Genomic DNA, 11,785 nt, shown 5'->3' with positions numbered 1-11,785 from the left:
GCGGCTCAGTAAGGCGTCATGCCGCCGGTCGCGCCGATCACCTCGCCCGTCATGTAGCTGGCTTCCTGCGAGGCCAGAAGCACGTAGGCGGCGGCGAGCTCGGCCGGCTGGCCAGGGCGGCCCAGCAGCGTTTCGCTGCCGAATTCCTCGATCTTCTCCTGCGGCTGGCCGCCGGAAGGCTGCAGCGGTGTCCAGAACGGGCCGGGCGCCACGGCATTCACGCGAATGCCCTTCTCGGCGACCTGCTTGGCCAGCGCCTTGGTGAAGTTCATGATCGCCGCCTTGGTGGGCGCGTAGTCCAGCAGCGTCGGCGAGGGCTGCATCGCCTGGATCGACGTGGTGTTGATGATCGCGGCGCCGGCCGGCATATGCGGCAACGCTGCCTTGGTGATCCAGAACATCGCATAGACATTGGTCTTGAAGGTGGCGTCGAACTGCTCGGTCGTCAGCTCGGCAATGTCCTTCACGGCCGTCTGCTTGCCGGCGTTGTTGACCAGAATGTCCAGCCCGCCAAGCTGTTGCACCGCGTCTGCCACCATCCGCTGGCAGAAGGCTTCATCCTTCATGTCGCCCGGCAGGAGCACGGCCTTTCGCCCCGCAGCCTCGATCAGGCGGGCGACCTCGCGCGCGTCCTGTTCCTCGGACGGCAGGAACACCAGTGCCACGTCGGCGCCTTCCCGCGCGAAGGCGATGGCGGCGGCGCGGCCGATGCCGGAATCGGCGCCGGTCACCAGAGCCTTGCGGCCGGGCAGGCGGCCAGCGCCGCGGTAGCTCTGCTCGCCGTGGTCGGGCGCGGGGTCCATGCGGTGCACGTCGCCGGGTGCGCCCTGCGGCTGGCGGGGGAAGGGCGGCTGGGGATACTGCTTGCGCGGGTCGCGCATGCGGTAGGGATCGGTGTTGCTGCTGCTGCCGCTCATGGCGAAGGCTCCTGGCTTCGGGCCCACGCCACCATGCCGCGCACCCGTGGAGCAGGAACGCGGCGATCGGCGAGTTTGTTGCTCGCAGGCGGAAGATGTCGCGATCGCGTAGCGAATGCGCCCCGCCTGATGCCGGCGGGGCGCGCAATAGGCTCAGCCGTTGGTGCCGCCTGGCTCGTGCATGGGGCAACGGTTGAAGCCGGCCCGGAAGTCGGCGGAATGCTGGTAGGTATCCTTGCGCGCGCGGTTGATGTTGCCGAGGGGCCTGTGCGCCGCGAGCCCTGTCCAGACCATGAAATGCATGCGCTCGTCCACCTCCTGCACGCGCGCGCTGTCCCAGCTGTCCTGGCGCGGCACGGTGATGGTGGCGACCGTCTGGAACGGGGCTTCCGCCTCGTCCCATTGCACGGTGGGGTCCTCGATCGGCTGTTTCTCCAGGTCGCGGCACAGCTGCACGCGGAATTCCCAGACGCCGTCGATGTCCCGCATCTCATCGCGCAGCGTTTCGCGAATGGCATCCGGGCGGTCCTTGGCGTCGATTTCCTGGTCCTTGCGCGCCAGCAGGGCGGGTGCGACGGGAGCGAGGCTGAACTTCGCGATGTAGTCGCCGTAGCGGAACGGCGTGACGCTGTAATAGGTCTCGCCCAGCGGGTCGACATTCGGCGCGCCGCCGAGCGAGGCTATCTTGGTGCTCTCGATGCCCACCGCCTGCAGCGCCGTGTTGACACCGCGCATCACGCTGGACACCACGGTCTTGGTGCCCTCCATGCGGTCCGTGGTGGAGGCCAGCATCTTCAGGTTGCCGAGGAACTTGTCGGCGGTCTTGGCCTGGAACACCGGTCCGTTGACCATGATGAAGTCCTGCGTGGTGCCCTTGGCACCCGGCAGCCGTTCGCCTTCCACGTCCAGCACCTTGAGCGCCACGCCGCGTGGCAGGGAAATGGCGTCCGGCAGGATGTCGCCGGCATTGGTCGAGATCCGCAGCAGGACCTTGTGCTCGCCCGGCTTGCTGAACAGCCCCTGCGCCAGTTCAGGCGGCAGGCCCTCGGCGATGCGCATCCGGCCTTCCAGAATGCCATGCGCCTTGGCGTGCACGGAGCGGACGGCGTGGCCGTAATCCTTGGCGGTGGTATTGAGGATCTTGTCGAAGGTCTGGTTCAGGCCCTCGATGGTTTCCCGCTCGTCGGGTCGCACGTCCTCGACATCGGCGGAAAAGCGCACTGGCTGGGCAGGGGTCATTGTCTTCTCCAGGTTGGCGGCCTTCACGCCACCACCGGAGGCCATGCTCGGCCCCGGCACCGCGCCGCTGGGCATTTAAATCCCGAACAGGCCTTCTCGTTTCCACCCTCCGGCGCGGCGCGATCACGAAGCGCCCGGCAGCCCCGCAGGCGGGCGCGCCGGTCACGCGCCGAGGCTGCGATGCCAGCGGGTCCAGGGTGCCAGCATGTCAGGCCGGATCTCGATCCCCAGTCCGGGACCGTCGGGCACGGCCACCGTGCCGTCGGCGCCCAGCGCCGGCCGCCCGGCGAGGTCGAGCAGCGGATTGGGTCCGGCATCGAATTCCAGCAGCGGAAAGGCCACCGCGCCGCCGCGCTGCGCGGGCAAGGTCGCGGTCAGGTGCAGGGCGGCGTGGAAATTCACCGTGCCGCCCCAGACATGCGGCACCACCGGGCGCTCGAACAGCTCGGCTAGCGCTGCCACGCGGCCGGTGCCGGTCAGCCCGCCGCAGATGGCGATGTCGGGCTGCAGCACGTCCATGCAGCCGGCTTCCAGAAAAGGCAGGAACTGGGAGGCGCTGCCATAGGTCTCGCCCCCCGCCAGCGCCGGCAGCAGCCGCGAGGACAACATGCGGTACCCGGCGAGGTCCTCCGGCACGGCTGGCTCCTCGATCCACAGCAGCTCCGCCTCGGCCATCCGCGCGGCGGCGGCCAGGGCGGCGCGCGGGGTATAGGACTGGTTGAAGTCCAGCATCAGCGTGCCGTCCGGGCCCATCAGCCGGCGGATGGCAATGGCGGTCGCGGCATCATCGGCGGGGCGGAAGCCTGACCGCAGCTTGATGGCGCGGAAGCCGGCACGCAGATAGCCTTCCGCGTCCCGCTCGAAGTCGCGGTAGGGATGGCCGTGCGGCTTAAAGAACGGCCCGCTGGCATAGGCCGGCACGCGGTCGCGCAAAGCGCCGCCGAGCAGGGTGGACAAGGGCACCCCGCGCAGCCGCGCCGCCAGGTCGTGCAGCGCCATGTCCAGCGCCGCCACGGCGGTGATGGCGGTGCCCTGCGTGTCGGCGCCGGCGGCGTCGCGCATGCTGTGCCACAGCCGCCCCGTGTGGGCCGGGTCCTGGCCCAGAACCAGCGGCGCCAGCTGTGTCTCGATCACGGCCGCCGCCGCCGCCGGCGTTGCCCAGGTTTCCCCCCAGCCGGACAGGCCGGAGGAATCCACCACCTCCACCATCAGCGTGTCGCGGCGGTCAAAGAAGACCAGCGCGTTGCCGATGGTTTCCGGCAACTGCGCCGACAGGTGGAACAGGCGGATTGCGGTCACGCTCACGGGCGGGCCTCCAGGGAATTCGGGCCGGCGGGGCGGCGCATCATCTCGCGCATGGTGCCGCCGAGGATCAGGATGGCGCAGGCGGTGGCTGCCATGACCGCCGCCAGCACGAGCTGTGCGCCAGCGAAGCCGCCAGTGGCATCGCGCATCCAGCCGATGATGCTGGGGCCGAAGAAGCCGCCGGTGCTGCCCACGGAATTGATCAGCGCGATGCCGGCCGCCGCCGCGGCGCCGGTGAGCAGGGTGGTCGGAAAGATCCAGATGTTGGGCGAGGCGCCGCCGATGCCCGCCGCCCCGATCGTCAGCCCGACCAGCGCCAGGGTCGGGCTGCTGCTCATGGCCGCCAGCACGAAGCCTGCCGCGCTCACCAGAAAGGGGCCGGCGGCGTGCCACACACGCTCGCCCGTCTTGTCCGCGTGACGGCCCACCACGATCATCGCCAGCGCCATGAAGGCCGAGGGAATGGCGGTCACGAAACCGGTCTGCACGGTGGAAAGGCCGAAGCTGCGCACGAACTGCGGCATCCAGATCGCGATGCCGGTGGTGCCCATCACCAGCCCGACGGCGATCATGCACATCAGCAGCACGCGCGGGTCGAACAGCGCGCGGCGGATGGTGAAGCGTTCCCGGGTTTCCCGGGTGGCCCGCTCGGCATCCAGCCGGCCAGCCAGCCAAGCGCGCTCGTCCGGTGCGAGAAAAGCCGCGGTGCGCGGGCTTTCCGGCAGCGCCAGCAGCACCACGATGCCCATCACCACCGCCGGCAGGGCTTCCAGCACGAACATCCACTGCCAGCCGGCCAGCCCGTGCAGCCCGTTCATGTGCTCGATGATCAGCCCCGACACCGGGGCACCGATCATGGAAGACAGCGGCACCGCGATGTTGAAGGTGGCGAACATGCGGGCGCGGTATTCGCGCGGAAACCACAGCGTCATGTAGAAGATCATGCCGGGAAAGAAGCCGGCCTCGGCGGCGCCCAGCAGCACGCGCACCGCGTAGAAGCTCAGCGGGCTCCACACAAAGGCGGTGGCCGCCGACAGGATGCCCCAGGTGATCAGGATGCGCGCGATCCAGATGCGCGCGCCGAAGCGCACCAGCAGCAGGTTGCTCGGCAGCTCGCACAGGATGTAGCCCAGAAAGAAGATGCCGGCGCCGAACCCGAAGACGGAGGCGGAGAAGCCGAGGTCCTGGTTCATGGTCAAGGCCGCGAAGCCGATGTTCACGCGGTCCAGGAATGCCGCGAAGTAGCAGATCATCAGGATCGGCAGGATGCGCCATGCCGCCTTGCTGATGATGTCGGGTCGGTTGTCCAAGGTGTTTCCTCCGGTCACGCGAACTGCGCCGCGCCTGGCCGATCTATTCGGGAATTGACTCCCGCAATCAAATGGGATGTTTCAATCTCGCATTATTGGAATTTCTGAAGATGCGCGTGACCCTGGCGCAGCTGGAAGCCTTCTACTGGACCGCGCAGCTCGGCTCCGCCCACCGTGCGGCGCAGCATTTGAATCTGGCGCAGCCGACGCTGTCGCTGCGCCTGCGGGACCTGCGCGCGGCCCTGGGCAGCGACGTGCTGGAGCGCCGCGCCCGCGGCCTGCGGCTGACGGCGGAAGGCCGCGCGCTTTTGCCGCGTGTGGCTTCCATCATGGCGGAGCTGCGCGGCATCGCGGGTGACGATCCGGCGCGGGACGTGGCGGGGCCGGTGCGCGTGGGGCTGGCGGAGGGCTTCGCGGTGTCCTGCCTGCCGCCGCTCCTGGCCGGGTTGCAGCAGGACCACCCGGCGCTGCGGCCGGAATGGGTGGTATCCACCAGCACCACGCTGGAACAGGCATTGCTGCGCGACACGCTGGACCTCGCGGTGCTGCTGAACCCGGTGGGCGACGAGCGGCTGCACCTTGGCCCGCTTGGGGCGCAGCCCACCTCCTGGGTGGTGCCGGCGGGCTGGGGACTGGCGGGGCCGGTCACGCCGCGCGACCTGTGGTCGCTGCCCGTCATCTCCAACCCGCCGCCTTCCGCCATGCACCGGCAGATCGCCCATTGGTTCGGCACCGCGGCGCTGGCGCCTGCCCGGCTCAGCATCTGCAGCAGCGTGGCGGTGATCGCGGAATTGGTGGCGGGCGGCATCGGCGCCGGGTTGCTGCCGGTGCCCATGGCGCGGCGCTACGTGGTGGAAGGTACCATGCGGCTGGTGGCGGCGGAGCCGGCGGTGGAAAACGGCCTGCTGTTCACCAGCTTCCGCGAGGGTGTGGACGACCCCAAGGTCCTGGCGGTGGCCCGCACCATCGGGCGGGTGATGCGGGACATCCACTACGTGCAGGCGTGAGGCCGGCGGTTCAGCCGCCGGACCAGTCCACCCTGCGGGTGACCAGCATCACCACCGACAGCGCCGCGAACAAGGCCACGGCGCCGGCCAGCAGGGCGAAGGCTTCCAGGCTGAGCACGATGTAGAGAAAGCCGAACAGCCCGCCCAGCACCGCCGCGAACAGCCCCGCCAGCCCGACGCGCCGCGTCACCGCCGCGGTATAGGCCGAGGCCTGGACGACCACGGCGGCCGTACTGATGGCATAGGCGGCGGCAAAGCCCAGCGGCTCGCCAAAGGCCAGCAGCAACAGCGGGAACAGCACCACGGACAGGCCCAGCAGCGCGTATTGCATCAAGTGGATGCGCACGCCCGCCAGGAGCTCGAACAGCACGTAGGTCAGAAAGGCGAGGGCCAGGAACATGGCGGCGTATTTCGAGGCCCGCGTGACCATGCGGTAGGTCGGCACCGCTTCCAGCAGGTCCACGCCCACCTGTGCCGCGGGCTGCACCAGCGCCTCGCACCAACCGGCGGGCAGGTGGCGCACCAGCGCCTGCCCGGTGCCTTCGCGCCATTGCGCCGCGAAGCCCCCGGCGGTGACGTCGGCCCGCACCGGCAGCCCGGCGCCGGTGAAGCTCGGCGTCGGCCAGGGCGCGCTGACCGCCAGCCCGGCGCGGCGCGCCAGCGGCAGCAGCCCGAAGCTGCCGGTGCCGCGCAGGGCCAGCGCGCCGTCCACCGCCAGCACCTGTCCCGGCTCGGGCGGGCCATCCAGCGACAGGTTCCAGCGGATCAGCTCTGTGCCGTAGCAGCCGGCGCCGGCGGCATCGGCGGCCACCAGTGGGCGGCCGTCCACCGCCAGGCGGGCACCGCCGGCGGCCGAGCGCAGGTCGCTGGCGCCGGTGGCCAGAAAAGCCTCCCGCCACAGCAGTTCCGTGCCCTCCGCGACGTTGATGGGCGGCACCGCCAGGCGGGCGGTCAGCCCCACCTCGGCCTCGAACACCATGGCCTCGAACAAGCCGCGGCGGCGGCGCTCGGGTGCCAGCGTCGCCTTGGCGTCCAGCTCCGTGGGCAGCACCGCCACGGCGCCACGCTCCCAGCGCAGCGGGTCGCCGGCATTGCGCGACGCCGGCACGCGGGTCGGCACCACCAGCACGGGGCCCAGCACGGCCTGCGCCTGTCCCCAGCTCTGCGCGATGCCCGCGCGCACCTCGTCCTGATAGGATTGCCGCTCGTCGATCACCACCTCGATCATCATATGCGGCACCAAAAGCACCAGCAGCAGCCCGGCCACCAGGCCGAGCTTGCCGGCACGGCCCAGGCGGATCGGCATGCGCGCCGGCGGGGGTGGGGGTGGCGGAACGGGATCGGTCATGCCTGAAGGCTCCTCGGGGGGTGTGGCCGCATCCTCGTCCTTCGCGGTGCCGCCCGGATGGCGCGGGCGGGGAAAGCCCTTGCCAAAGCCGTGCAAATCCGGTGCAGAAGGCGGCAGAAAGGACCCCCCATGCCGCGTATCCTGATCGTGGACGACGACCCGGCCATCCGCGACGTGGTGCGCTTCGCGCTGGACCGCGCCGGCTTCGGCACGGAGGAAGCCTCGGACGGCGCCGCCGGCCTCGCCATGGCCCGCGCCAGCCCCCCCGACCTGATGGTGCTGGACGTGATGCTGCCGGAAATGGACGGCACGGAGCTGTGCCGCGCCTTGCGCAGCTCCGGCGGGGCGGCCGCGCGGGTGCCGGTGCTGTTTCTGTCTGCCCGTGACGACGAGATCGACCGCGTGGTGGGGCTGGAGATCGGCGGCGACGACTACCTGACCAAGCCCTTCAGCCCGCGTGAGCTGGTGGCGCGCGTCAAGGCGGTGCTGCGCCGCGGGGCCGTGCCGGCGCCGCCTCCCCCGGCGCCCACGCCGGAGGTGCTGCGCCACGGCCGCCTGTCGCTGGACAACGGCACCGCGCGCGTGTGCTGGGACGGGCGGGAGGTGGTGCTGACGGCCACCGAGTTCGGCCTGTTGCGCACCCTGCTGCGCCGCCCCGGCCGCGTTCTGGACCGCGACGCGCTGATGGACGGCGCTTACGCGGTGGAGCGCATCGTGTCCGACCGCACCATCGACAGCCACATCCGCCGGCTGCGCGGCAAGTTCGCGCTGCTGGGCGCGGCGCCGGTGGAAACGCTGCCGGGCTTCGGCTACCGCCTCGGCCCATGCGACTGACCTGGCCGCTGGGGCGCCCCCGGCTGCGCACGCTGCTGTTGTTCAGCAATCTGGTGATCCTGGCCCTGCCGCTGTCCGGGCTGTGGGCGCTGCGGCTGTATGAAAGCGCCCTGGTGCGGCAAACCGAAAGCGAGCTGCGCGCGCAGGCGGCGGTGCTGGCGGGCGCCTGGCGCGCCACGCGCGGCCTGCGCGGTGACAGCTTGGCGGAAGGGCTGACGCCGCGCGCGCTGGAAACCGCGCGCCGCCGTGGCCTGGATCTGGCGCACGACCCCGTGCTACCGCTGGCGCCCGACCCGCGCCCCGCGCCGCCGCCCGACCCCGTGGCGGCCGAGGCCGGCGCGCGCCTGCTGCCGGTGCTGCGCGACACCCAGGCCGTGACGCTCGCCGCCCTGCGGCTGCTGGATGCCGCCGGCACCGTGGTCGCCTCAACAGGCAACGACACCGGCCTGTCGCTGGCGGGGCTGGAGGAGGTGGAGGCGGCGCGCGCGGGCCAGCCCATGGCGGTGCTGCGGCGGCGGGAAAAGATCGCGACCGACGTGCCGGACGGCATCAGCCGCACCGCCGGGCTGCGCGTGCACCTGGCCATGCCGGTGATGGATGGCGAGCGGGTGGAAGCCGTCGTGCTGCTGTCGCGCACCCCCGCCACGGTGCGGCAAACCATCCTGAACAAGCTGCCCGAGATCGCCGCCATGGGCCTGCTGCTGTTGCTGCTGGGGGCGGCGCTGGCGGTGCTGGCCTCATGGCTGATCACCCGGCCGCTGGAGGCGGTGGTACGGGCCGCGCGGCAGGTGGCCGCCGGCGGCCGCGCGCCCTTGCCCGCGCTGCCCGCCACGGCGCTGCGCGAAGCGGCGGAGCTGTCGGATGCCATCGCCCGCATGACGCAGACGTTGGAAGGCCGCGCCAGCTATGTGCGCGGGCTGGCCGCCCATGTGAGCCACGAGTTCAAGACACCGCTGGCCGCCATGCGCGGTGCCGCCGAGCTGCTGGCCGAGCACGGTGAAGCGATGAGTCCCGCCGAGCGTGCCCGCTTCGCGGAAACCATCGAGCAGGGCGTGGCGCGGCTGGACCGGCTGGTGCGCGGTTTGCTGGACCTGGCACGGGCGGATATGGCTGCCGCCGGTGGCCAGGCGGCGCTGCGCCCGCTGGCCGAGGCGGCAGCGGCCCGCTTTCCGGCGTTGCGCATCGCCGTCACGGGCGATGCCCTGGCCGCCATCGGGCCGCAAGCCGTGGCGACGGTGCTGGACAGCCTGCTGGGCAACACCCTGGCACATGCCGGGCCGGGCAGCGCCGTGACCATCGGCATCGCCAGCACGGGGGGCACAGCTGTCGTGCTGCTGGCCGACGACGGCCCCGGCATCTCCCCCGCCAACGCGGTACGGGCCTTCGACCCGTTCTTCACAACGGCGCGGGGGCAGGGCGGCACGGGGCTGGGGCTGGCCATCGCGCGGTCGCTTCTGGAAGGCGCCGGCGGCGGCATCGCGCTGGTCGCCGCCGCGCGCGGTGCCGCCTTCCGCGTCACGCTGCCGGCGGCGCGGCCGGGCCCGCCGTCATAGCGGCAGCGTCACCGTGGCGCGCAGGCCGCCTTCCGGCCGCGGCGCCAGCCGGATGGTCCCGCCATGCGCCAGCACGATGAGCCGTACGATGGACAGCCCCAGTCCGACGCCGCCGGTGCGCCGGCTGCGCGAGCGTTCCGCCCGGACAAAGGGCTCGAAGACCCGTTCCAGCTCTGCGGGGGCCAGGCCCGGTCCGTCGTCATCCACCTCGATTACCGCCTCGCCAAGTCGCGCCATGACCCGCACCCGGGCGCGGATGCCATAGCGGCAGGCATTGGACACCAGATTGGTCACCACGCGGCGCAGCCCCAGCGGGTCGGCATCCAGCACCACGGGGGCGCCGTCCTCGAAGCTGGCGTTCGCGCCCGTCTCGGCCAGGTCGGCGCACACCCGCTCGGCCAGCGAACCCAGCTCCAGGCGTTCCCGCTGCGCCGGCTCCGTCGCGTCGTGCACGAAGGACAGCAGGGCACTGATCATCGCCTCCATTTCCGCGATGTCGCCGGAGGCCTTGCAGCGCAACTCCTCCGGCCCGCCTTCCAGGCGGAAGGCAAGCCGGGTCAATGGCGTGCGCAGGTCGTGGGCGATGGCGCCGACCATGGCGGTGCGATCCTCCACGTAGCGGCGCAGCCGGTCCTGCATGGCGTTGAACGCCCGCGCGGCGGCACCCAGCTCCGCCGGTCCCTCCGGCACCGGGGCGGCGGCGCGGGGGTCCCGCCCCAGCCGCTCGGCCGCCTCGGCGAAGGACTGGATGGGGGCGGTCAGCCGCCGGGCGAACAGGTAGCCCAGCAGCCCGGCCACCAGCACGCTGCCGCCGAGCCACAGCACCGCACGCTTTTCCCACGGGCTGAGCAGGCCCTGGCGCTCGGACAATACCAGCCAGCGGCCGTCCGGCTGGCGCAGCGCGGCGGAAAAGGTGGCGACCGGGACGTCGGAGCTGCCGGCCTGGGTGCGGAACAGCCAGGGGGGCGTGCCCTGGCCACCGATCTCCGGGCGCGGCTTGGCGCGGGGGGAACCGGCGCGCAGCACGGTGCGCACCAGCGCCGGCTCCACCTCCAGCCGCCGGGCCAGGGCGTCGCGGTATTCCCGCTCGATCGCGTCCTCCATGTCGTCGTAGGGCGCGCGCTCGTCCAGGGTGAGGCTGAACCATTCCGCAGCGTCACCGGTCAGGCCTTCGCGAAGCAAAGCCGCGGCCTTTTCCACGCGGACGGGTGCGGCGGCGGGAACCGGGGCGTTGAACAACACGATGGCGGAGGCCACCTGCGCCGCCGTGATGCTGCCCAGCAGCAGCAGGAAGATCTGCACCCGCAGCGGTGCCGACCGGCGCGGCCGGCTCATTTCCAGGTGACCTCCGGCTCGAACAGATAGCCCTCGTTGCGCACGGTGCGGATGAAGTTGCCCCCGGCGCCCAGCGCCAGCTTGCGCCGCAGGCGGGAGATCTGCACGTCCACCGCGCGGTCGAAGGCCTCGGACTCCGGGCCGCGGGCGTAGTCCAGCAGCTGGTCCCGCGTCAGCACGCGGCCCGGCCGCTCCAGAAAGGCCACCAGCAGGGAGAATTCGCCGTCCGACAGGTCCACCAGCACGCCGCCGGGGCTGTGCAGCTCCCGCCGCAGGCGGTCCAGCGTCCAGCGCTCGAATTCCGCCACGCTGCGCACGCCCTCGCCCGGCGCCGCCGTGGCCTCGCTGCGCCGGCGCAGCACGGCCCGCACGCGGGCCAGCAGCTCGCGCGGGTTGCAGGGCTTGCTGAGGTAGTCGTCCGCGCCAAGCTCAAGCCCGACGATGCGGTCCGTGTCGTCGCCCACCGCGCTGAGGATGATCACCGGCGTGCGCGGCCCGGCCGTGATGCGGCGGAGCAGGGATAGCCCGTCCTCGCCCGGCATCATCAGGTCCAGCACGATCAGGTCGGCGGCGCGGCGCTCCAGCGCCTGTTCCATCGCCACGGCATCCGCGGCGCTGTCCGCGCTGAAGCCATGACGTTCGAGAAAGCCTGCGATCAGCTCCCGGATGTCCGGATCGTCATCCACGACGAGGATGTGCGCGGTGCTCGGCATGTCAGGCGGTGCTGTCCGAGCGGAGCCGGTGGACCGTCAAGCGGAATCGGATTTCCGGGCTGACACAAACGCGCGCGAACGGTACCGGCCCAGCCGCTGCCCCGCCTGCGCGCTGCCCCGCCGGGCCCTGGTGCCGCTGGCAAGGCGCCTCACGCCCGCGCGAGATTTCAGGGCGGAAGCACAGCAGCAATCGCCGCGACACCTTGGCATGGCATGTGGCTGCC

The 11,785-nt window shown here is 71.8% G+C and carries 10 protein-coding genes; 3 read left to right on the top strand and 7 right to left on the bottom strand.

Features of this window, described 5'->3' with window-relative positions; translation table 11 throughout:
* Positions 1-5: 5 nt before the first annotated feature.
* The 4 genes from IAI59_RS21455 to IAI59_RS21440 form a co-directional block, all read right to left on the bottom strand.
* A complete protein-coding gene (locus IAI59_RS21455) occupies positions 6-917 on the bottom strand; it encodes an SDR family oxidoreductase (RefSeq protein WP_207415239.1) in 912 nt (303 codons plus the stop codon).
* Between the two features lie 153 nt (positions 918-1,070).
* Positions 1,071-2,156 carry a catalase family protein gene (locus IAI59_RS21450; protein ID WP_207415240.1) on the bottom strand — a complete coding sequence of 362 codons (1,086 nt, stop codon included), beginning with the start codon at positions 2,154-2,156 and terminating at the stop codon, positions 1,071-1,073.
* A 162-nt stretch (positions 2,157-2,318) separates the two neighbouring features.
* Positions 2,319-3,461, bottom strand: a complete 1,143-nt coding sequence (locus IAI59_RS21445) for a mandelate racemase/muconate lactonizing enzyme family protein (RefSeq protein ID WP_207415241.1) — start codon at positions 3,459-3,461, stop codon at positions 2,319-2,321.
* Positions 3,458-4,771 (bottom strand): MFS transporter, encoded by a 1,314-nt coding sequence (locus IAI59_RS21440; protein ID WP_237180374.1) that lies wholly within the window; start codon positions 4,769-4,771, stop codon positions 3,458-3,460. The genes IAI59_RS21445 and IAI59_RS21440 overlap by 4 nt, the downstream gene beginning before the upstream one ends.
* 110 nt (positions 4,772-4,881) lie before the next feature.
* Between IAI59_RS21440 and IAI59_RS21435 the strand changes: the two genes are divergently transcribed.
* Positions 4,882-5,778: a LysR family transcriptional regulator gene (locus IAI59_RS21435; protein WP_207415242.1), complete on the top strand. Its 897-nt coding sequence runs from the start codon at positions 4,882-4,884 to the stop codon at positions 5,776-5,778.
* 10 nt (positions 5,779-5,788) lie between these two features.
* Here IAI59_RS21435 and creD read toward each other — a convergent pair whose 3' ends face one another.
* Positions 5,789-7,126: a cell envelope integrity protein CreD gene (creD, locus tag IAI59_RS21430; protein ID WP_207415243.1), complete on the bottom strand. Its 1,338-nt coding sequence runs from the start codon at positions 7,124-7,126 to the stop codon at positions 5,789-5,791.
* Positions 7,127-7,255: 129 nt separating this feature from the next.
* Here creD and IAI59_RS21425 point away from each other — a divergent pair, with 129 nt between their 5' ends.
* Positions 7,256-7,960, top strand: coding sequence for a response regulator transcription factor (locus IAI59_RS21425; RefSeq protein WP_207415244.1), 705 nt, complete (start codon positions 7,256-7,258; stop codon positions 7,958-7,960).
* Entirely contained in the window at positions 7,951-9,513 is a 1,563-nt protein-coding gene (locus IAI59_RS21420) for a sensor histidine kinase (protein WP_207415245.1), read from the top strand. The genes IAI59_RS21425 and IAI59_RS21420 overlap by 10 nt, the downstream gene beginning before the upstream one ends.
* Here the strand turns inward: IAI59_RS21420 and IAI59_RS21415 are convergent.
* Complete coding sequence (locus tag IAI59_RS21415) at positions 9,508-10,848, bottom strand: ATP-binding protein (RefSeq protein WP_207443960.1); 1,341 nt, start codon at positions 10,846-10,848, stop codon at positions 9,508-9,510. The two genes, IAI59_RS21420 and IAI59_RS21415, sit on opposite strands and share 6 nt — an antisense overlap.
* Entirely contained in the window at positions 10,845-11,561 is a 717-nt protein-coding gene (locus tag IAI59_RS21410) for a response regulator (protein WP_207415246.1), read from the bottom strand. Before IAI59_RS21410 ends, IAI59_RS21415 begins: the two co-directional genes overlap by 4 nt.
* Positions 11,562-11,785: the final 224 nt, after the last annotated feature.

The sequence above is a fragment of the Roseomonas haemaphysalidis genome, from assembly GCF_017355405.1.
In the GTDB taxonomy this organism is placed as follows: Bacteria; Pseudomonadota; Alphaproteobacteria; order Acetobacterales; family Acetobacteraceae; genus Pseudoroseomonas; species Pseudoroseomonas haemaphysalidis.
Note: the sequence above shows the minus strand (reverse complement) of the source record. Positions and strands in the feature narration are given on the sequence as shown.